This window comes from Streptococcus caecimuris (assembly GCF_943193075.1).
In the GTDB taxonomy this organism is placed as follows: domain Bacteria; phylum Bacillota; class Bacilli; order Lactobacillales; family Streptococcaceae; genus Streptococcus; species Streptococcus caecimuris.
Genome location: NZ_CALPCT010000006.1, coordinates 1 through 23,327, shown reverse-complemented (window position 1 = coordinate 23,327; position 23,327 = coordinate 1). Strand labels below are relative to the sequence as shown.

Annotated in this window: 18 protein-coding genes; 2 read left to right on the top strand and 16 right to left on the bottom strand. The window is 33.2% G+C overall.

Annotated features, from left to right (window positions below):
• Positions 1–46 precede the first annotated feature (46 nt).
• The 10 genes from NFR56_RS03545 to NFR56_RS03500 all read right to left on the bottom strand — a co-directional run bounded on the left by NFR56_RS03545 (position 47) and on the right by NFR56_RS03500 (position 14,578).
• A complete protein-coding gene (locus tag NFR56_RS03545; RefSeq protein WP_251457698.1) occupies positions 47–451 on the bottom strand; it encodes an SMI1/KNR4 family protein in 405 nt (134 codons plus the stop codon).
• Positions 451–1,026: an HNH/ENDO VII family nuclease gene (locus tag NFR56_RS03540; protein WP_251457697.1), complete on the bottom strand. Its 576-nt coding sequence runs from the start codon at positions 1,024–1,026 to the stop codon at positions 451–453. Before NFR56_RS03540 ends, NFR56_RS03545 begins: the two co-directional genes overlap by 1 nt.
• Positions 1,023–4,439 carry an ATP-binding protein gene (locus tag NFR56_RS03535; protein ID WP_251457695.1) on the bottom strand — a complete coding sequence of 1,139 codons (3,417 nt, stop codon included), beginning with the start codon at positions 4,437–4,439 and terminating at the stop codon, positions 1,023–1,025. The genes NFR56_RS03540 and NFR56_RS03535 overlap by 4 nt, the downstream gene beginning before the upstream one ends.
• A gap of 27 nt (positions 4,440–4,466) precedes the next feature.
• Entirely contained in the window at positions 4,467–6,935 is a 2,469-nt protein-coding gene (locus NFR56_RS03530; protein ID WP_251457694.1) for a dynamin family protein, read from the bottom strand.
• A gap of 355 nt (positions 6,936–7,290) precedes the next feature.
• Positions 7,291–8,502: a tyrosine-type recombinase/integrase gene (locus tag NFR56_RS03525; RefSeq protein WP_049495673.1), complete on the bottom strand. Its 1,212-nt coding sequence runs from the start codon at positions 8,500–8,502 to the stop codon at positions 7,291–7,293.
• Positions 8,495–8,743 (bottom strand): DUF3173 family protein, encoded by a 249-nt coding sequence (locus NFR56_RS03520; protein WP_049495670.1) that lies wholly within the window; start codon positions 8,741–8,743, stop codon positions 8,495–8,497. The genes NFR56_RS03525 and NFR56_RS03520 overlap by 8 nt, the downstream gene beginning before the upstream one ends.
• Before the next feature lie 96 nt (positions 8,744–8,839).
• Positions 8,840–10,771 carry a DnaB-like helicase C-terminal domain-containing protein gene (locus tag NFR56_RS03515; RefSeq protein ID WP_251457692.1) on the bottom strand — a complete coding sequence of 644 codons (1,932 nt, stop codon included), beginning with the start codon at positions 10,769–10,771 and terminating at the stop codon, positions 8,840–8,842.
• A gap of 290 nt (positions 10,772–11,061) precedes the next feature.
• Positions 11,062–11,985 carry a hypothetical protein gene (locus NFR56_RS03510; RefSeq protein WP_049492934.1) on the bottom strand — a complete coding sequence of 308 codons (924 nt, stop codon included), beginning with the start codon at positions 11,983–11,985 and terminating at the stop codon, positions 11,062–11,064.
• 607 nt (positions 11,986–12,592) lie between these two features.
• Positions 12,593–12,865 (bottom strand): hypothetical protein, encoded by a 273-nt coding sequence (locus tag NFR56_RS03505; protein ID WP_201036814.1) that lies wholly within the window; start codon positions 12,863–12,865, stop codon positions 12,593–12,595.
• Between the two features lie 135 nt (positions 12,866–13,000).
• Positions 13,001–14,578, bottom strand: a complete 1,578-nt coding sequence (locus tag NFR56_RS03500; protein ID WP_049495664.1) for an ATP-binding cassette domain-containing protein — start codon at positions 14,576–14,578, stop codon at positions 13,001–13,003.
• Between the two features lie 196 nt (positions 14,579–14,774).
• Here NFR56_RS03500 and NFR56_RS03495 point away from each other — a divergent pair, with 196 nt between their 5' ends.
• Positions 14,775–15,629, top strand: a complete 855-nt coding sequence (locus NFR56_RS03495) for a helix-turn-helix domain-containing protein (RefSeq protein ID WP_049498315.1) — start codon at positions 14,775–14,777, stop codon at positions 15,627–15,629.
• A gap of 242 nt (positions 15,630–15,871) precedes the next feature.
• Positions 15,872–17,389 carry an ATP-binding cassette domain-containing protein gene (locus NFR56_RS03490; protein ID WP_251457690.1) on the top strand — a complete coding sequence of 506 codons (1,518 nt, stop codon included), beginning with the start codon at positions 15,872–15,874 and terminating at the stop codon, positions 17,387–17,389.
• Between the two features lie 196 nt (positions 17,390–17,585).
• Here NFR56_RS03490 and NFR56_RS03485 read toward each other — a convergent pair whose 3' ends face one another.
• From NFR56_RS03485 to pezA, 6 genes are all read right to left on the bottom strand, one after another.
• Positions 17,586–18,440, bottom strand: a complete 855-nt coding sequence (locus NFR56_RS03485) for an acyltransferase (RefSeq protein ID WP_251457681.1) — start codon at positions 18,438–18,440, stop codon at positions 17,586–17,588.
• Positions 18,424–18,912, bottom strand: coding sequence for a Mov34/MPN/PAD-1 family protein (locus tag NFR56_RS03480; protein ID WP_251457679.1), 489 nt, complete (start codon positions 18,910–18,912; stop codon positions 18,424–18,426). The genes NFR56_RS03485 and NFR56_RS03480 overlap by 17 nt, the downstream gene beginning before the upstream one ends.
• Entirely contained in the window at positions 18,890–20,656 is a 1,767-nt protein-coding gene (locus NFR56_RS03475) for a ThiF family adenylyltransferase (protein WP_251457677.1), read from the bottom strand. Before NFR56_RS03475 ends, NFR56_RS03480 begins: the two co-directional genes overlap by 23 nt.
• Before the next feature lie 8 nt (positions 20,657–20,664).
• The gene (locus tag NFR56_RS03470) at positions 20,665–21,687 is read right to left on the bottom strand and encodes a cyclic GMP-AMP synthase DncV-like nucleotidyltransferase (protein ID WP_049496948.1); all 1,023 of its coding nucleotides are present in this window, start codon (positions 21,685–21,687) and stop codon (positions 20,665–20,667) included.
• A 132-nt stretch (positions 21,688–21,819) separates the two neighbouring features.
• On the bottom strand, positions 21,820–22,581 hold the full coding sequence (pezT, locus tag NFR56_RS03465; RefSeq protein WP_251457675.1) for a type II toxin-antitoxin system toxin PezT: 762 nt from the start codon (positions 22,579–22,581) through the stop codon (positions 21,820–21,822).
• Positions 22,581–23,057 (bottom strand): type II toxin-antitoxin system antitoxin PezA, encoded by a 477-nt coding sequence (gene pezA, locus NFR56_RS03460; protein WP_251457673.1) that lies wholly within the window; start codon positions 23,055–23,057, stop codon positions 22,581–22,583. The genes pezT and pezA overlap by 1 nt, the downstream gene beginning before the upstream one ends.
• Between the last annotated feature and the right edge of the window lie 270 nt (positions 23,058–23,327).

Sequence of the window (23,327 nt, the reverse complement as noted above, 5' to 3'; positions counted from 1 at the left end):
TTAACAATTTGCTGTATGTGAAAACTAGTTTAGATAAAAATCCTCACTATTTCTCTCTTTCTAAACATTCCTCAAGATACTCTACTATACTTGGATAGATTTTTTTACAGCTTCCATATTGCCATTCGTAAACAGAACCTTTTGTATCAACTAAGATTAGAAGGCCGTCAAACCCTAAATTTTCAAGAATAAACATATTTACTGGAAAATCAGGATAGGTTTCACGAGCCTCAAGGGTTGATGTTACAACATTTAAATAATCTGGACCATTTAAGCCCTGCCATTCAACTCCATAAAAAGTGATAAGCCCAAACTCTTTTAAATATTCAATGAAGTCAGTTGGAAATTCTAGTGATAACTTATTTTGTGCTTCCACTATCTGTTGATTATTTGCGCCTTTTGTAAAAACTAAGTCTGAAACTTTTTTCAATTCATTGGTAACATTTTTCATTATAGTTCTTCTCCTCTCATTCTCCAATATTCTGCTTTTTCTTTTCTGAATTCTCCTCTATCAATTTGAGATAATTGAGGTGGAACTTCATGAAGACTACTAAAGTTACTCTTATGTTCATTGAAAGTTAATTCTGCCAATGGAGAGTCCTGTCTTTGACCGATATGATGTAATTCGACTGGTTTACCATCTGCTAGAGGAGCCTTACCATCAAGCATCCGCTCCTTGTTCGTTTTTCCTAAATCATCCTTTGCATTGTAATCGATATCTGTTCTCTGGAAACAAGGTCTGCCATTTACATCCTTTTCAACTAAATTGGAATCTTTATAAACGCTTGCCTCCTCTTTCCATCTCATGTTATCAACAATATTTTTCGACCAACCCGTCTCAGATATCAACTCCTGCTTATCACTTCGCCCTAGTGGAGTTTTTTCATAATGCGAAATATCGTTTAATTTTGCACTTGCTTCATTGTTCACTTCTAATCTTTGTTTAGGATTGAAGGAAGATGAGCTAATATCCTTTTTAGGAACTGTTTCTTTCAAATCTGAAAGACTCATTTTATCGATACTCACAATAAACCTCCTTGTTGTCTCCATTCCTCGAGACTTGCATTATTTTTTAATTCATTTACGTATAACTGAGTCAAAATGGCTTGTATGATATTTAATCTTACTTGTTGTGTTACCGGTCCTTCTACTACTTTATTGAACTCATTCACTATATCTGATGTAATAGACTTTTTATCACTATTCTTCATTTCTGCGTCCCGTGCCTTATTTAAAAGACTTGGATAAAAGTTTGAGATGATTGGGGCGATTCTTACCATGTCTACTTCATAAACTTGCTGACGAAGTAGTTTCAACACCTGATAGATGGTTTTCCCACTTATAGATGCCTGGAATAAATCCTGTTCCAACTTTTCTAAGTTCATCTGTTCAATTGTTCCATTTCCAGTTAAATATTTACTAATCGTCAAGTAAAGATCAGCAGATGAATTTAACTCTATTTCATATTCTGGTCTATACTGGTAAACCTCGCCTCCATCGTCAAACTTATCAACCTTACACAAGACTGGCTGAATCCATTCATTTTGATAAACAGCCGCTACTCCTTTTGGTAATCTTGCCAATTCAAGGATTTGATCATCGTTTAGATTAGCAGATTTACCGACCAATTCTCTATCTGACCAATCAGGAAGTCGCATGATAATCTTTGTATTGGTATTTCGTATGACGGATAAATCTAATAGACCAGGCGCTTGGTCAGCAATGATAAATCCTTCTCCATAGGTCCGCATTTCAGCAATCGAGTTTGCTAGCATTTCAACACTTTTTCCGATAAGATTGCTAGATTCCGAAACTTGCTCTGTAGAAGTTCTTTTTAGCAAATTATGCGCTTCTTCTAACACAGTTAAGTGGCGCAAGCTTGAATTCATATCTGCGTGAGACATTCTATATTCTTGTAGTTTCAAAACAAGAATCCCCATGATCAATGATTTTGTTTCACTAGAGCCAACCCGACTGAGATCAACGATGACATTTGAATCGAACAATTGCTGATTTGATAATTCCTCTTGCGAGAAAATCAAACCATTTATTCCATTCGTAAGTGATTCAATGCGCGTAAGTAAAGAACCCTTATAAGCTCCTTTATTTTCATTATCGTACTCACTAGAATCAATAATCTCTTTAATGTTTTCGGCAACATCTGCAAATGTCGGATAGATGGCACCAAATTCATTTACGGATTTCATTAAGTCCCAACCACAGTCTATGTAAGATTTTTCAACAGCCTTTTTTAACACGGCAGGCATTGCAGCATACATAGGCCAACAAACATTGAAAATTTCAATTAGGCGATCTAAATGTTCGAGGATATGCGTTTCCTTTGTAAAACTAAACGGATTCAATTTTAACAAAGGGGTTAATTGTGGATTTGTTCCATATACAGCAACATCTTCATCCTTCCCAAAGATATGTTTGTATTCTCCTTTAGCCGGCTCTACAACAAGAAACTTAATCTGATTTTCTTTAGCTTCAGCTAAGAGTTGATAAATTGTGTTACTTTTACCGGATCCTGTACTTCCTGTTATAAATACATGAGAACTTAAGGAGTCTTGAGTCAACTCAACTGGAACTGTTTCCTCACGATTCATATGGAAGATATTGCCTAATCGAATTTTTTGTTCCTTATTTTCTTCCAAATCATAGGAAACAATATTTCTACCGAATTCTGTGCATTCAAGTATCGGTAAACCTGGAATAGATTTCTGAGGAAAGTTCAAAGAATAGGCTAACTCTTGGCCAGATAAAGGAACGGTCGGCGTGATGACTGAGGGATATACATAAAATGTTGCATCTTTTTCTAATAGATTAGGGTTGAGTCCAAAAATTGGGTGACGCAGATCCCTAATGTAGGTTACAATTTCTTCTGTATCTCCACTTTTTTCCCCCATATCTCCCCGCCAAAGATTCACGGAGGATTTACTCATATAGGACTCCTCGCCTTGTGTCAATGCGAGATAGGTATGGGCCACATTGTTAGCAATGTTCTGATCTTCACTAAGGACATAGGCTGCAAAATCCCACATTCCTAATGCAGTCCCTTTTTCAAAGCGTTTCATTTGTTCATCTAGAACCGTTAAAGCATGCTGGATACTGTGGTTCATAAAGAACTGAGTAATTCCTTCATTCTTACCAACTGAGGCAGTAACGTTAGAAGCACGCGCAAAATTTGCTCCAATGTTGGTACCTAAATTAATCCCTTTAGTTGCCCCTACCGTTTTACCCAAGGTTTCAGAAATGGCCTTGCTAGCTGTTTTGGTCAGTGCTTTTCCAACTGTCTTGGTGATAGTTTTGCCAACTGAATCTGAGACGGAAGTTCCACTTATTATGGAATCGCTCTTGTTTATATTACCTCCAACACTAGCAATTGGGGTAGTCAAACCTCCATTGACCGCTTTTGAATTAGTTTGTGATTTTCCTTTATTTATTCCACTAGTATGACTCGTATTGGTTCCATCTGATTCTCCAGTTGAATCGGTAGTGGAATCACCCGTAGTTTCTGTTTGTCCGGTATTCTGATTTGTTGCCTGGTTTTGACCTTGTTGGATGCCTGCGCTAGCGCCGATATTGACGCCAAAGGTCGCCATAGAGGTTGTCGCATCTGATTCTGTAAAGGTATAGTTGGTCTGCCATTTTTTAAAAGGAGCTAGAGCTGAATACAATTCAGATAAACGAAGTTTGTGATTTTCTATGTTTTGAATAGGATTAGCCAAAAGGATCAAAGTATAGTCTTGACTAGGATTTTCTGGAACAATCCCGTCGATTAGTTTCTCGATCGTTTGGCTGATAAACTTCTCTGACTTAGTTGTCGGAAGGTTGGAAACTGTAGCCACAGAGTAAGGTTTTTGATGATTCAAACAAGGAATACGACCTCGTCCAACTTCCTCACTGACTGTTGACCCGGGGAAATTTCCTTTTATGGCTTCAAGTAGACGTCTTCTATAATTTTCAACATTGACATTATCATTAGCATTTTCAGTATTTACGACTGCAAGATAGACTTTGGTATTGGTACTTGTACGATGGAATACCAAGGCAATATTACAGCGCTCATTAGAAAGGACTTCGTAGACATTGACCAATTTCTCAAGAGAGTTTTCTTTCTTATCCGTCACCCACTTCGTAATATTGAGGTAACGAATGTTATAGGAAGGATGAAATTCATCTTCGTATTCAGTAGTACTTTCTAGCGGTACATAGAGCTCTTTTATTTGATCTAGGTAAGAGTTAAATACTTCTACACCACAAGAAGCCAACAATCTATTGGTTAATTCTTCATCGCTAACATTTGGTTGATCAGCAAGATACTTTTCCTTTTGCTTTTCAACTGCTTCTAATTGTTCAGGACTTAGAGCAGACAATTTAGCCACCTTGTCCGCAGCTTTTGCTCCCGCTTTGTTAATTAAATTTTTTATCCCCATAACTTTTCCCTCAAATTAGCACTTCACTTATTTCCAAGATATCATCCGTTTGATTTGAGTGACGTAGGCTGTGATTTGCTTTTGCTGAATCTCCAAACTATAAATCTCTCTGCTTATCTTTTCAATTTTCCGGTCCAGTTCTTTTAATTCTGGACTAAATTCAATAATATTACTTTTAATTAGGCTACCTAAATCCTGTGTCCAGTTATAAAATTTTAATTCGTGTTCCGAACGAATGGTATCGCTAAATTCTGTCAATTTCGCTTTAAATTCTTTATTATATGTATTTGTTAAACCAGAAATATTAATTTTATTTGACTTCAGTTTAAAATCACCTATTCTAAATATATAACTTAGTTCATCACGATTAAATTTTCCTAAATCAAATCTTTCAAAATTAATATCTTCATAAGAAATAATCATATCTGAAATTTCTTTTATTTTCTCTGGTTCGAGTTCCAAATCTCCAGCAATTACTTTTTCCAATTCTGTGCGAACATCACTAGTAGCATTTAGCCAAAACTCTTTAGAAAATTGATTAAAACTTTCTTTCGCTTTAATCAACCGATCACTAAATTGTTTTTTAACGTCATCCAGAATTTCTACAGAAGCTTTCTCCTCAATCTTTCTCCGTCTTTCCTCAGATGATTTAAACTGTTGAACCGCTTCATTAAATTGTCCCTTTAATTTACGTAGTAAATTAGTTCCGTCATGACTAGCTTCTACTACTATTTCAGGATACTCCTGAGAATACTTTTCATAATAGTTTGAGTATAGGGATTCAACGTTTTCTTTTTTCAATGACTGGGTCAAGCTTTTAATAAAACTTGCCATTTCTTCAGGGTACCTAGTTGTATGTCCTCCTCTTTCTTTTGAAATTCTTTCATCAATAGTAGCTAAGGTGCTGGCTTTTTTATCATCTAGTTTGTTTTGTAACTCCAGTTTTCTACCGCTCAGATCAACATTTTTCTCATCAATTTCTTTATCTGTAATAACAATCAATCGATTTAAAGTCTCTCTGGCTTGTTGACACTTATCATAATGTGAATATTTAATAACAAAATTCTTAATCGCATCTTCTATGGTCAACAGTCCACTGTTCGCATAAATGCGATTTTGATTCACTTCAGCTGATTTTATCATGGACTGTTTCATCTGAGGAGGCACAATATTGAAATCGAATAATCTCTTATAATAATCATTACTAGCATCAGAGTATTTTGCTTTATATGTATCATATAATTCCGAATAGAATTCCCCTTGTAGCTCTCCATTTAATTTTGATCCCAAGCCAAGGATAGAAGAAACATAGAAAATACCTTGAGCATATAGCTCTCTCGGAATAGACTGATTCATAATCTTATTTCTAAATGATTCTTTTTGAAATTTTCTTAAATTAATATCAGCACTTTCTGCCTTGTTCACCACAATCATAGTGAAACGGCTATCTAACCCAGAAACCTTCTTTAATTTATCTTTTAGATTGTCATTATCAGTACTGTCCATCGAACTACTATCTGTTACAAAGATTGGTAGTCCATTAGACATTCCTTTCATAGACTTATCCAGTACATCAGAATGTTGGAGGTTTGTAGAAGAGTTGGACCCAGGAGTATCAAAAATGGCTATTTGATAATTAACCTCATCAAGAGTACTTCTGCCAAAAGGAATTTCAATTTCAATTAAGTCTCCAATTTCACTATCGGAATAATCATTTAATTCTTCCAATATGATATGGGCTTTTTCAATGATTGAAGATACCTTTTCCTCATGGATAGCAAGGTTAATAGAATCAATTAGTTCATCTTCAACTTCTAAACCATCAAATACTAACTTATCAGCACGAACCTGAATTCTGACTTCTTCACCCTTAAACGTAAATCGAACACTAGCTCTATCTTTTTGATTAGTGGAGGATAATTTATAAACTTTTGCTGTTACAGGAGTTTCAGCACTAGGGAGTAACTCACAACCAATTAAAGAATTAATAAATGTTGATTTACCAGCACTATAAGTCCCTAAAACACAAATTGGAACAATATCGTTTGAAGCGTCAGAGAACCGTTTGAGCTGCTGTTGAATCTCTCCACACTCATCCTCAATGTTCTTTGTGATGAGTGGATCTAATTTTTTAAAAATATTATTAATTTCAGGCAAGACATCACGAGCATTTTCCAAGTAATTTTCTGTCTTTTCTAGTTCGATATTCTCAAACTTAGTATCAAACAGTAGATTCTCCAATTCTTGGAATTCATCATCACTTCCCGAAAAACTAATAAGAAGTTTTTCATCAGGCACCGAATATTCAGCAATAATTTGATTTACAATTTCATACACTTTAAACGGAAAAAAACCAGACTGAAATTCGTTACTAATCAGTTTACTGTTTGCATTGGTATCTTGATCAATCGTTACCCAAGAATTGAATTGATCACTCCAACGTTCAAAGATAACCTTCTTTTCGTATGGGTTACTAACTATTTTAACTTTATTCATCAAATTAACTCCTAAGACTTTTCGTTATGACCAAATTATATCATAATATGATAAAAATTGTGAATTGATTCTCAAAAATATTATTTGCCAAATAAAACTAAATTCTACTAGTCTTCTAATTATATTGGAGGATTATTAAATTATAATACGGCAATAGAGCCAAAACAAAAAAAGATGATTATATCTATCGTTTTTATATTATTTGATCACAATTCTAAGTTTAACTTGAAACTAGTGCTTATACTTGTACAAAAAAAACCGAGGCCTAAACCTCGGTTTTCATTTTGATTGGAAACTCTATTATTTAAGAGTAACTGAAGCGTCGTTGCTTTAGTTGTTCTCACACAGCTATTTTTTACTTGGTTTCTTTACTTGGCGGGATTGTGGCGGGACTTGCAGTTAGTCCGAGCTCTCCTAACACCTCTGTTATTTCAGCACCGCCAGTAACAATCTGTCTATCATAGAAATGAGAATAGGTGTTTAGTGTTGTAGCTTTGTCCGTTCTTCCTGAACGAGCCGAGACATACAAAACATCTTTTTTTAGAACGTTTATCATAAATGAATCATGACTATGACGTAGACCTTTCCCAGTAATAACCGGAACCTTAGCCACTAGTGCATGCCTTTTTAACATTCTACTTAAGGTAGATTTGTTCATGGGAGTGTTAAACCGTGCTAATACAAAATTATCTTCTCTATTATACACTTGTACAGTTCTCCAATTTTGCAACACTTTAACAGTTTCGTCATCTATTTCTAAGAAACGCATTCCTGCCCTTGTTTTTGTCTGCTCTTTTCGAACGTATTTCCCATTCCCTTGATATTCGAGGGTAGACTGAATATGAATAACCTTATTTTTAAGATCTATATCAGACCACTTTAAACTAAGACCCTCAGAGACTCGCATCCCCGTCATAAAATAAAGCCAGATAGCCGTATAAAACTGCCTCTCTTCATAAACTGTCTGATCAAAAGTTTTTAATACCTTATCAAGTTCCTCTACAGTCCAAAATTCAGTTTTCGGTTTTTCTCCTTTAGGATTGTCTAACTTTCGACAAGGATTATTTTCGATGTATTCCAAGCGTTCTGCATAATTTAAGCACTTCTTCAGTTTACACCAAAGTCCTTTTGCGTAGTTTGGAGAGTAGTCTTCCACTAAAGATAATCTAAAATCTTCACATTCCCTAACATTGATTTCAGACAATTTTTTGTCAGCAAAAACTTCAATAAAAGTCTTATACTGAGGATAAGCAGTTTGATAGGTTACGGGCTGAACAGTTTTCTTATAATAAGGCAAATAAACATCTTCCATAAATTTTGAAAATGGAATATCTAATTGTGGCCTATTTGCACTGGCACTAGCTATTTTAGCATTGTATTCAGTTCTTATCCTACAGACTTCGTCAAAGGCTTGCTTTTCTGTTTTAAAATCAATTCCAAATTGATCTTTATAAGATTTAACCCTAAACCTCTTTCGGTCACCCGTAGACGGATCTACACTGAATTCAACCTCATAGTAAATTTTTCCTTTCTTATTTCGACTTACGCATTTATATTTTTTACTCATTTTGTTCCTTTCTTTCAGAAAGCAACTTAAAGCCGAGTAATTCTTCTACAATATACGTAGGAGCTAAATTAAGACGAGAATTATCAAATGGTGATTTACTTAATTCTACCACATTATTCGATAAAGCTCTAGATTCTTCAAATTGTCGAACAGCAATTAACTTTGCTTGTCTTATAATATCCCGTGCCGTATGTTCAGGAAAACCTAATTTCATTAATTCTGTATGATTTATTGTTAGCATTATCTCTTCCTTCTAATTCTTAATTACAGAGATTTCCATCTTTTGATAAGGCTTAGAATAGTTCAACAAATTAAATCATTAACCAATAGCCATAAACTACTTTTCTTTAAAATAATTGTACATCGCATAATAGTCAAATTCCATTTTAATGCCGGTTCTTCCATTACGATTTTTTAAAACTACTAACTCAATTTCTCTAGGATTTCTTGATTTCGCTTCATTAACGTCAAAGCTATCTCGACCAGTCCCCTTAAGTTGAAGTCCAATCAAAACATCGCTAGAATACTCGATTGCACCGCTCTCCTTGAAGGACTGCATACTGACAATAGATTTGTAGTTTTCTCTATTGAAAGAAGAGATCACGATTAATGGAGTTTTAAAGTCTCGACTAATCCTTTTCAATTCTATTACCGATCTGTCTGTGTTTTGTTTTTCAGTAAATCGTTCATTCACTGGGTATAGAATCTGTAAATAATCAATAATAACAACGGGTACTTTTCCAGTATATTTGATATGGTCTTTTACAGTATTTCGAATACAATTCACACCAATAGGTCCAGTACCTTCTACAATGTAAATATTTTTGCAGTATTGCGAGTAATTTTCTCCAGCTTTTTTAATCAAATCAATCTCTGGGTTGCTGTAACCTGAATATCTACTCCCCTCAGTAATTCCTCGTGTTGTTTTTGCATTTCTGACATCACTATTAGAGGCAATAGATTCGATAACTGTGTGACGACTAATACTTTTACTAATTATTTCCCATCTAGACATTTCAATACTAAAAATCAAAACATCAGTTCCCTGTGCTGCAATTTGATCAGCAATCTGAGTTACAAATGTTGTCTTACCAAGAGAGGAAATTGCACCAACACAATATAAGCCTTCGTAAAGACCACCTTCTAATAGGTCATCTAAACCTTCAAAATTTGTTTTAATACATGAATTATTAGAACCATTCTTAATATCATTAAAAAACTTCGGAAGATGAATAGCTGTTGAATTTTCAAGATACCGCTCTTTTTCACTTTTGGTTTGATTGATTGCATTTTCTACCATTTTGTTAAATACTCCTTTATTTTTCACTAACATTTCGTTAGGATCTTTTACGTCATCAATAGTTAATTTGAAAGAAATAAATTTTATTTTCTTACTTCTAAATTGCTCTGCTAATTTTAGTTCAGCCTCTCTCCCCTTTTCGTCTTGGTCCAATGAGAGAATGAATGTACGATCAATTTTTAGATCAGAAACAAGATTAATTAATTTATTTATATTTCCAATACTACCAAGTCCTACTGCCTTTCCACCAACTTCAACGATGCTCATGGCATCTATTTCGCCTTCTACAATAAAAATTGGATCCGTAGATTTTTTGAAGAGTTCGCTTTTATTAAAAAGATCGCTCCCTCCCACTTTCTGTTTCATATAGTTCAATTGAGGTTCGGGTACAATATCTCTTGTATCACGAGCAAAATAACAACTTTCACTTAAAGGAATAATTAACCGAGGTGTTTCAGGAACATTAGGATTAGTCACATGGGGATGCTTCCATTTTTTTACGTAACCAACTTTAAACCGTTGGACTGTTGAAAAACTCAACCCTCGTTTAAGAAAATAGTCAGTTTCACAAAGATGCTTTATTGCCTCATTATAAAAACTTGAATAATTATCTTTTTTCTCTTCTCCCTTTAAAGGAAAAACAGCATTGTAATTCAAATATTCACTCTTCTGGTAATTGAATCCATCACATTCAGTTGATAGATTAAACAACTCTCTGACACGCTTCAATTGATCCTTAAATTTATCAAGTCCTTCTACATAGCCGATAAGATCAAAGATATCTCCACCTCTATCGCAAGAGAAACATTTCCATTGCGTTTCATCGTAAATGTGAAAAGCACCAGTTCTGTTTCTTCCTTCACCACTGTGGCAAAGAGGGCAAATATATGCTCCCTTACCACCTTTACGACATGGTTCAGAGATTTGGTCAATGTATACTTTCAAATAAGATTTTTCTTCTTCAAACATATTTGTACTCCTTTTTTCATTGCCAGTAAAAAAATAAAATCCGGATTTTTTTCTTTACAGGCAAAATTATAGCATTGCCTTCAATACGAAAATTGAAGGCGTATGCTGCTTATTAATATTATTAGTATTGAAAATCAGAGATGCTAAAATATCAGTTATACCAAGGGTGAAAAAATTTTTTACAAAATCAACATACCCCAAATTCTAATTCAAAATACCCCAATTTTTAATTCAACATACCCCATACATAAATCCTGATTTAATCAAAGCAAATCAATAAATCAGTGAATTTAAATCCCTGAAACCTTAAAATGAACCCTATATTTTTGAAAATCAAAAAAAGAATCCATCTTTATCTGTTTTTTTGATAAAGGTTCACAATTTGGATTACAGTATTCCCAACAAACTAGGATTTTATCATCGGCTAGTTTATCAAGTGAATTAGTTAAGCTCTCCTCAATTCTTGAACGCCAACCACCTTTTTTCAATCTAACTTCTTCTATTGCTGGAATTTTAGGACATACATTTAACAGAGCTTCAACTGATATGACTTCATGAATTTTTTTCTTTCTATTATTATTGAGACTTTGATGATAGACTAGTTTCTTTGCGATAGAATAAACATTTTTACTACGTTCATCAATTTTAAAAAGTCTGAGAGGGAAATTTGTCACATAAGAAGTAATTAAATATCTAACGAATTTTTCAGTCAATTGAACTGTATAAACTCCTTTTTTGCATTTGAATTCCTCAATCAGTTTCATATCTTTGAATTCTTTGATTTCCGATTTTCTCTTTTCTGCGGTACTAATAGAAAGATCGTTTAGCAAACTTAATGCCTCTTCAATGATACGACGTACATTTTTCTTCGTTGAAGTACTTTTTAGATTATTTTTCCCCATCAGTTCTGCATACTGTTTAATTGAAAATTCAACCAAGCAATTAACAGCCTCTTCTTCACTTAGTCTATATTGGTTCTTCTTCCCTACAAGCAAAATTAATAAATCTAACATCTTCAAAACTCGGAGTTTGAAATAATCTTTGTTAGCATCAAAATTTTCAATATGAATCGTACCAGGCCCTAAATGAATCGATGTTCGATTAGTGATTCGATCCCTTACTTTGTCATCTGTTTTCAAATTAACAGAAGGTAGCAAATTCAAAGTCGGTGTATTTAAAATCTTCTCGATTTTCTTGTTTTTATCAACAGGCATTATATAACCTCTTTTTTTATTTATTTGAAAAGATTATTGAGGGCACAAAAAAAGAGCTGTTAGCTTGGCTTGTTTGCTAACAACTCTCTTGCTCTCAATAAATTTTTTTCTTTCCATACTAATAGTCTGCCATTTTTTGATGAAAGTAAAAAAAAGAAAAATCAAAAAAAGTCGCTTTTTCTACCAAAAATTGCTCAATTTTCTACTAAAATTTAAAAAGGACACTTTACAAAGTGCCCTTTAAAATAGCGGAAATAGTGATATTTTAAGGATTTTAATACACATTATAAGATCTTCCATATAGGATTAAAATTTTTTTGAAAAAATTTTTAATGACCAAATTAAAAAAATTTTTTAATTTCATACCTAGGATTATAGTTTCAACTGAAGAACACTAAATCATTCCTATACGGAGAGACAATTTGTATAGTTATTTATGATTTATTTCAATCCAAAGCCTATTTTTCTTCTAATTCCAAGATTTGATTTTACCTGAAAAAGAATGCTGATAAATCAACATTCTTTTTATGTTATTTTTGAACAAAATGGTGCGATTTGACTGTTTAGCTACCAATAAGATACCACAAATTTAAGAAAGTCTTTCATCTTAAACGCCAAATTCAATGATTTCTCTTGATATTTCTTCATATCTATCTTCTTTTAAAAGAGGTGATTCAACTCTAATCTTACAATAATCTCCATCAATTCTATATAAATTTTCTCTGATTACTGAAAAGAAAGTCTGAGTCTTTAATGTCAAAAAATATGAACCTATAGCTCTAAACATTCTCTCTTGTGATATTGTATCAATTTCATTCTTTACGAAAGAGTCAATAGCAAATGGAATCTTAAATTCACTGTTACTTGCTATTAAATTCATATAAATTAGGTAGCTTTCAATTAGTCTAAAATAGCATAGTATCAGACACTTGCAGAATTCTATCTGTATTTTATTTTCAATACAACTGATTATCAAATGCAATATATTGGATTGTATTTCAATTTGAACTCTGTGTTAATCACGAAATCTATAATCTTCTAACTTAATAACCTCATCATAATTATCTTTATTGAATTTATGAGCAATTTCAATAATTGTACAATCTTGAGAGTAAATAAGCTGTCGAATCTCTTTGGCATTCGTATCATCCAATGAAGCTGTTACCTCATCAACAAGTAGAATGGGCTTCAATCTAAGCAAAGCTCTGGCAAGTTCCAATTTCATCATTTGACCACCTGATAGATTTTGTCCATCAAGGTGTAGTTCAAGATTATTGCCAACTTCCTTAAGAAGATTAACTTTCTGTAACACATCTATTATACTACTGTCTAAAAAATCTTGGAAGAGAGTTACATTATCTCTTAAACTACCGTTAAAAATATAAGGCTTTTGATGAATGACTGATACACAATCATACGATGGCTCAAAAGACATTCCATTCTCATTTTCAAAAGAAATAGTTCCTGAAAATTCAGTATCTTCGTCGCTTAAAAGTTTAAACAGAGTAGATTTTCCACTACCGCTTGCTCCCGTCAGTAAAACCTTTTTTCCAAAAGGAATATTAAGAGATAACTGTTGAAATAGCTTTTTTTCTCCAAATGATTTACTTAAATGATCAATATCAATACATAATTTTCTTCCTTCAACGTTTTTTTCCTCTACGTCAGTAAATCCATCACTTAACTGTAAAATAGAAACTACCTTATCTCTAATAGCTGTGGATGATTGTAGACTAGAAGTGCCTTCTAGCAATTGTTGTAATGGAGAAATAAGATTCATCGAGGCCGTCATCATGGCCAGTAATGTCGTCAGAGTTAAAGAGGTTGTTCTCATCAAAAATAAGCCTACCATCAGAGGGATAACTAGCCCTATACCTTTGAGAGGTCCTGTCCAAAACATGACTAAATTATGACTTGTGAAATAATGGTATTGCTTCCTTTCAGTGTTTTTGATAGCATCCAACACATGAGCCGAAAACTGCTGGCTAGCTTGATTACTACGAATAGTATCTATTCCTTTTGTAAAATCCGTGATAGAAGCCATACTGTTTTCTCTAGCTTTACTTAATTCCTCCCCTCGTTTCTTCAACATCTTATGAAAGACAAACTGGGGTATGATCATTAAGAATCCCCCAACTGTAAACATCAGACCTAGTTGGATATGTTGTATCAAAAGATAGGACACAGATGCTAGAATAGATAGACCAAAGATAGGATAAATAATGAGCGGGACCAGATACTCTTGCCAAAACATTAGAATATCTTGTGCTAAAAAGGAATTTAATTCTGATGGACTGTATTGCAATGTTCTTTGATAGAACTTCTCAATAGCTTTTTTAGAAATGAGCACATTAAATTCTTCAATGATTGCTCGTGCTAGGAGATTATTGACATACATACAAGCGTAGATAAATGCAAATAATAACACTCCACTTAATCCAAATGTTAGAATCATTCGATTGTCATTTACATCAATTTTTCCTGCTACCTGTATGAGAAATGAAGTAAGTAAGCCTTGTAAGGAATACAGTAGCGAAAATAATAGATAAAAAAATAATTTAGTTTTTGAAATATGCTTAAAAATAGTTTCCATCTCATTCCACCTTCAATTCATAGTTGACCTTATTTGATAAAATCTCAAGTTCAAAATTTTGTAAAATATTTTGTCGCAGACAAGATTTTTGAAGACGTCATAATCTTGATCAAAATCATGTTCAACAATTTCATTTTTAATATCAGTATTGTATAATATAAAAAATGTGAAAAGGAGAAATTTCGGAAATCCGAACATGACTAATCGAGAAAAATTTAAGGCAATTCGCAAACAAAGAAAACTATCTTTAAAAGCACTTGGAGAAATTGCTGGTTCTGCCACCAGTATTTCAGATTTTGAAAATGGTCATACAACCCTTTCTAATGATGTTCTATTTCGACTTCTAGGATTTATGTTAGTTGAAATTAATGAATTCTTTGAATGGAAAGATTTCCGAGACAAAGATTTTTACCAGCTAACCGAGCAGTTAGAAGAGGCACTGAATAACAAAGATACTCAGATACTTTCCGAACTAAAATCATATCTCTATGAGTTATCAGATCAGAAAGGTCAATACCTTTACCAAATCATAGCTCGCGTTTTAGAGGTAATCATCTGCGAACTAAAGCAATTAACCGTTCCTCAAGATACCATTTTTCAACTCACTGACTACTTTATTTCATTAGAGTACTGGACAAATCTTGATGTCGGTCTGCTTGGTAATCTCGTCCCTTATTTTACATCGGATGCTCTTATAGTCTTCACTAATACTATTCTCGAAGATACTCCTCAGTCGCTAAAAAATAACCTAGATCGTATTAAAATTGATACCGTCCTAAACTGCCTATCTGTTTTTTTAGAACGAAAAGAAAGAAACGCTAGCCGAAAACTTCTGACATTATTATTTAACAAAAATTATCCAACCTATTTTTCTTTTGAAAAACTGTATCTACATGAACTTAAAGCCATATTTGATTATCTTTGGGGTGACAAAGAGGATGCTTTAAAAATACATCAAACTATTCTAGAGACAATTAATATTATTCTTAATCCTGAGGCAGTGAAGGAATGGGATGATAACTTTAGAAAAAACACATCTCAACTAGCATAACTAACTAATTTTATTTCAAATAGAAAACACTTAGATTTTTTTCGTGATAAGTATTTGACTTTGAAATAAATTTATTCACCTACTTTACCAACATATACTTTAAAAGATAGCAAAAATTGTAGTACTTGTACAATTGCCAATTATTGCACCCAATGTCCTGGAATTGCCTTATCTGAATCAGGTAATAGCAGAAATTGCTCTGAAATATGTAAAAAAAACAGCACTAGCAAGGAGTTTCGTCTATGCTTCAATACCTTAAGCCTCTGCGCTGGTATCTTTTCTTTAATTTTCTCTTTAGTGGACTGTCCAATATTTGTACGGCTCTTCTTCCATACTTTACACAAGAATTAATTCGTGGCCACTATCAAATAGCTTTGTCAGGTTATTGCATCGCAGTTATAGGTTACTTGACTTGCAACTACATCCAAATGCGACTTGACTGGAAACAGGCCATTCTCTTTTCGACAAATCTAAAGAACGATTGGTTTCAATCTCTTTTAGGACTTGCCCACCATGATTTCAAGCAGAAAACAGTCGCAGAATACATTTCTTATCAATCTAATGATCTTGATTCACTGGAAAAAGATTATCTACCTCCACTGATGAGTTTTTTTAAGCAGATTCTACGAATTTTCATTTATACCATCATTATTACCAGAACGATCAATCCTATAGTAGCACTGATCCTACTGATTTCAACAGCCATCAGTATTCAAATTCCAAAGATCGTTGGACAATTGACTGCGAAGCGTAGACAAACCTATCTTGAAAAGCAAGGTGATTATTATCGGACCTTGGAGGATCTATTCCGAGGACATCACCTAGTTAACAAACTCACTCTACCTCATTTTATAGAGCAACAAAGAAGTTCTCTAAAAAACTTGCAGGATAGGTATCTTGGGTATGGTTTGACTAAAATTACAGGTATTCTCTTGACGGGTATTTCTTTTGAATTCATTAGCCTTATTCTCTTTTCCTATCTAGCTTACTCTCTATATCATCATCAAATTGGTATCCCTGAGGTGGTTGCAAGTTTTGGTTATATTACAGCCTTCTCAGAACCAATTCAAGAAATCCTTTACGATCTGCAAATGTTGGAATCGGTAAAACCTGTAATTAAAAGCTTTCAAACTATTGTTAAGCATCCATCTTCAATTCAGTCACCACAGCCTTCCTTTGAAACGATCACATTGAAGAATCTTTCTAAACAACTTGGGGAATCAACATTGAAGATTTCTTTTGCCACCATTCACAAAGGAGATAAGATTGCCCTCATAGGAGAGAACGGATCAGGTAAGAGTAGCCTGCTCAATATTTTAAATGGTACGGATGAGGATTTCCAAGGCGAGATCTTGCTGAATGATCTTCCTCTAAATCAGCTTTGGGGGAGATTTGGCCTGATCTTGCAACAAGAGCATAGCTTCATCTCTAGTTATGAAAATAATGTTACGCTATTCAATACTTTCCCCGCAGAGTTTAAGGATGCGGAATTCGAAGCAACACCTCCTCAATCCCTGTCAGGTGGTCAACAACAACGCATGTACCTCAATCGAGAAAAAAACCGCCAGAGTCCATTAGTTATTATGGATGAACCTTTTTCAGCCTTGGATGCTCATCAGTTCGAGGCAGAATTGAAAAAAGTACTAGACTTACCGTGTGCTGTCATCATTACTTTACACCGACAGAATGAAGCACTGAAGAACTTTGACCAGGTCTGGGAAATTAGATCTGGAGAACTAATCATTGAAAAAAGTAAGTAAATTTATATTTAACCATAATATAGGATGTACACTGATCTAAGCCGCATTTTCAATTTGTTATCATTACATAATTAAATACCTTAATATTATAATAAAACGGCAGGCTAGTAATTTCTAGCTTGCCGTTTTATTTTTCAAACAGTTCTTATTAAAGATATGATGCTAATACAAGTCACAAATTGCACAAAATACCTAACTATCTCTCGTATATTATAAACGAATCATTATAGAGTTTTCTTTCATCCATCTGTATAACCGATACTCTATCAAAACTTGATCTATCTAATGTTAAGAATGAAGTCCCTACTATTTTTTGTGTATTTAAAGGATTTGTTGTCATAAAAAGATTAACCTCTTTATAGGCGTTAATTACTTTCTGCGTTTCTTCTCGGACTGTACTAACTAATTGAGGATTGTTATATCTGTTACCACTATACTTTTGTTGCGATGAAATTTTTACTGTTGTATTTTCCAAATAGTTAGCTGCTAATTTTTCTAAAGGAATATCATATGTATCACATACTAATAAATTGACAACTTTATTCTTTTTGTTTTCAATTGGATACTCAACAGTAATTTTTCCTTCAAATTCATCATATTGCATAACAGATGATTCCGATATAAATTCTGAGAAAACTCCATTAATAATAAGTTCAAACTGCATTGGTATTGATACACCTATAAGTTGTAACTTTCGATAGCCTAATATATTTGCAGCAACCCACAGTCTTTTATAACAGTTATGAAGATATACAGAATGACCATCATTAAATGTTCGCTCTGCATTGTTTTTTCTAAAAATCATTAATAATGAAGTAGATATTAATGAATAAAGAACTATATAAGTAGCGATAGAATTATCAGGAGTTATTTCAAAAATAGTTCTTGTAAAAAAATTGGTATTTGATATTTTTTCAACTTCAACTAGTGTCAAACTCTTCCCAATCAAATAGCAAATAAGAATTGGAAATAGAAAAATTAATACCAATGGTAAATAAAATTTTTGAGACCAAAAAAAGCATTTCTTAAATGATTTATTTTTTAAATTCATACGTATTCAATACATCCTTAAAATAGATTAGAGTGGATTGCCACTCATTTGATTCCCTAAAGTAGAATCTCCCAGCCTGAAGCCCAATTATCAAGAAGAATAATCTATCATCATTATCTGAGATAATTTTTTCCCATGATTGAATGTCAACAATAGATGCAGTAGGTATATCTTCAGGATGGGTATGCCATTCTCCAATTAAACTTATGAAACCTGAACTTTTACCAAAATAATCATCTACAAATTTCTGGTGGTTTGGAGAAGTCTTTGAGAATTTATATCTACTTCTTACATCATTATCCTGTGGTCTTGAAAAATTTATAATAATTATCGAATTATTTAAAAGTCTCTTACCAACAAAAATACCACCTGCTTCAGGTTCAAAACCCAGTTGCCTAAACTCTAGTAATGAATTTAAAATATCAGATGGTATTACAATTTGATATTTATTATTCAGATTTACATATATCAACTTTATACTCTCCGTTACACTCTGGACAAGATGTATTTGTTCTTAAAGCAACATTTAATAAATCACTATTTTTTAAACAATTGTAGTATCGAACACTATACGTAAACCCTTCTTTTCCAAACTGTTTATCTGAACCAATTTCTGATACTAATCTGTTTTCAGAAGAAAATTCCCCAGACAAGTACTGTAAATATACTTCTATAGCTTTATTTGCCAAAGAACTAGGCGCAATAACATTATAAGGAATAAATGAAGAATAACAGCTAGCTAGACGCTTTTCAAATATTTGATTTTTCTCTGCAAAAGAGGCTCTATTATTAACAAGATGCCCATCTTCATAATTCATACACATATAGCATCCGATATTTTGTGGAGAAACTAGTAGGTTATGATACCCAACTCCATATGGATCTAACCAGCAATACAATACCGTTTTTCCAATCTTTCTGAAAAAATGATTAATTTCAAAATTAGTTTTAGTATCTCCGACACAAGAAAAAACAAAATCATATTCACAAAATAAATTTGGATTCTTCCGAACTATTTCTTGAAATCGGATACCCTCACATTCAATTTCTAAATCAAGATTTTCTTTTTTCAATCTATCTTCTAAAGCGTCTACTTTTTGAATATTATCTATTATACTATCCATACCTAAGTAGTGTCTTGAAATGTTATCGACCGTTAAAAAATCAGGATCTATTAAAAGAAGTTTCTCTATACCCATTTTAGATAAATTGTTTGCAACAAATGATCCTACAGATCCAAGTCCAATAATGACTACTTTTTTATTCAGAAAATCATATTCTTGGGATGTCCTACTCACTCTATACTCCTTGTCGAATCTTGTAACATATACTGGAGTAATCTTGAAACTCCCATTTTTTGATTTCTTAGCCTTAGAACCAATTCTTTTTCTATCTTTATTTTTTTGTGGTACTTTATTATCAATTTTAAATGGATATTTGGAAGTCCCAGACTCAAAACTCGCACCAAACAAAACATAATCATTATCAGATATAGGAAGTGATAAAATTAATATGAATGACTTTCGTTTCGTTTTACACCACTTTTGGAAGCGGCGTCTAACCCCCGAAGATAGATTTCCTGTAATCAATTTCTTAAATGTTGCTTCTGTTAGTTCATTCAGGGGATTAGGAGGAATCACAGAATTCGAATCTTTAAGTGGAAGTATATAAACATCTCTGCTTTTTTTAGATTGTGGCGCAACACTCTCTTTAAGTTGTGAACCATAATTAAAAAGATGGTATTTCTGATTCGACAGGACTAATTCATGTTTCTCAAATGTACTGACCCTAGATAAATAACTTTGAATATCTATATATTTTGTTTTTGACTTCAAACAACTGATATGCCAATATGACAAAAACTCTTTCCTGAGGTCTTCGGTCATTTTGGGTGTATCCCAACTATCCAGTAATTCCTTTACTTTTTCACAGCAATCTTTCAATAATCCACTTGGATTGTTAAAGTCCCAAATTAAATTATCATCTGAAATATAACACAATTTCCCTTCGGAACCGACATGACTATACCATTTATTAAAATCCATATAATTTGAAAGGTATATTTCCGGAAGTGAATGGGGAAAGTCATTAGAAACGATAATTTTTAAGGTAAATTTTTTGTATTGATAAAAATAGCATTCCTTATCTTCGGACTCCAAGCTCTCTGAAGGTATTTCGTCAAAGTACATCTGGAATATTTCTTCTTTTTCTAACATACGCGCCTCTAAGCACTTGGATAATCACTGATTATAGCCCGAGTTCCAAAGTTTTCTGCTGTCTCTTTTTGTTCAATAATAGGAAAATCATCACCAAACTGTTTACTCAATATTTTTGTAGAGTCACTTAAATCAGTAGAATCTATTGCCTCATCTAGTGAGTCTCTTAATTTTTCTAATTTATTCTTAAAGGCTTCCATTTGTATATTTGATACCCTTTCATATACATCAGTATACGGCTTAACAGGTAAGGAAACCTCTAATCTCGGATAAAATAAGTTTCTATCAACATCATATGTATCCGAAAACGAATTAATCATAGTATTTACTAAATTTCTTAAAGCTGAAATATCATCATAAGTAGCGTTCCCAGATAAATAGTCTACTTTTTTGCTTACAGAAAAATTATTGACAGCAAATACTGAAATACCAATACCAGTTGGTTTGTTATCCTGATTCTTAAATTTTATATCTTTCCATCTTTTTAAATAGCGAATTACTCTCCGAAATTGGTTTCGGTCTTCTGAGTTTTCCATAGCATTATTTATTTTTTCCGTTAATTCTACAGGGTCTGCTTCCTCCCACTTAATATTTTCTTCTTTACTATTAAGCTTACCTCTAGCCAAAAAATAATTATCATTTTCAATACAATACACCGCAATATCGATATGAACATTATCTTTAGGAAATGATACCGTGACACATGGATTTTTTACTTTAACATTATTTTCTCCAAATTTAGAAACTAATGTATTAAAAATAATTTTCTTTATCTCTTTTGGAGTATTTGAATTTCTATCAATTTCAAATCTCAAACCTCTATCTAAATCGTAATCCCCATCCTCTAATGGTAAAATCCCCGTGAAAGTTGAGTAACTCCCTTGATTAAAAAAACTCTTTTCAAATTCTGAAACACCTTTATTTATTGCTTCTTCAACTTCTTTACGTTTATCAATTAATACCTTTTTATCGTCAGCATCTAGCTTAATGGTATCGTGAAATTTAATAAACTGTGACTGCAAAGTATCCATAAGCTCCTCCTTAAAGTATTTTATTAAATCTACTCTTAATTATATCATTCTATGTAGTAGTATTTGTTGAATATCCATTTATAAACTAATTAAGTATATAGTTGAGTATGATTTTAAATTAAACTATTATGACTATTCCTCACCCAACTCCCTCAACCGTTCCTGTCCCAACTTCAACATCTCTTCCTCCACTTTACTCCATTTTCCGAAGAGGCATTCTTGTAAAACTTCTGTCGCTGAGGTTTCGTCTACTTGCGAATCATAAACACACGATTGATCTCTTTGATAAATTTGAATTTGATTAAAAATCTTATCATTTTCCAACTCTCGTAAGTTATCAACTAAATGTTCTACAATTCCATCATGGTGCTCTTTGGGAGTCGCTCTAGCTTGAATAGGGTCTATAGCATGGAGCTCTTCATAGCGTATCAAGGTGCTGAGATAGGACAATTCTGGCTTAGTCGCAATCAGTGCAAGTGAGACTTGGTAACCTCTAGTTGCCAATAATTGGGCCGTTTTTCGAGGAACTTCTGTCGTTCTCAATGTGCCCTCGATTAACAAATGATAGCCTAGTTTACTCAATTCATCTACGAGATATTCAACCATTTGTCCCGCGAATACTTTGGTATAATCCACACTATCTTTGCCATATTTTTCCTGTAGGCCATGGTAGTTCGGATGAAGAGAGCGATAACTATCTCCATCAATGATAATGATATTACCTTGAAATTCCCTTTGTTTAATACGATGAATCGTTGTTTTCCCAGCACCACTCTGTCCACCGAGCAAAATAGCCTCAGGATGAGATGAGGTTGTTTTCCCACGAGTTAAAGAACGAACGAGTCGTTTGGAGGCTTGTTCAAAATTATCTTGACTAAATTCTTCTAGTTTCATTAAGCCACCACCAGATGAGTAGCTTGTTCTAGCATACGTTCAATACCATCCAAATAGCCATTAAATCGCTCTATATCCTCAAAAGTTGAAACAAGATAAATCCTCGTATTAATCAAATCAGACAAATCATCGCTCATTAGAACCCAAGGATTCGAAGTATCATCAAATGCAATTCCTTGTTCATCTTGAAAACGATAAAGTTGCGCTAAGATATTCGCCCCTCGTTCTTTAATCACTTCAATTTTCAGAGTTAACTGATAATCTTCTACTGGTGTGAGCATTTTTTCCTCTCCTACGATATCGATATAAGAAATATTAAATTTCTTACAGATACGATCTATTAATTCTGTCGAAACTCGACTTGTCCCATTTTCATAACGACTCAGAGTATTTCTAGAGATACCAACAATCTTTGCAAATTCAGGCTGCGTTAATTTATGTGTTTTACGTAACGTTTTTATATTTTCTCCAATCATGTAACTCCTCCTTTTATTTATTTCTATTATAGCACAAAATAGAGAAACGCACCATTTTTGGTGCGTTGATGCCGATAGATAGAATGCCACATATTCAGTTATTGAAGAAAGAGTATTATGAGGCTGTTCAAAAAGTCTTTGAGAATGAAAACTACAATCGAAAACATATTGGAGGTAGGAATTTATGGTATACTAGTGATAATAAATAGTTATCGGTAGGAGAAGGATGAAAAAACTAAAACAACAATTTATTTCTGATTTTAGTGCAGC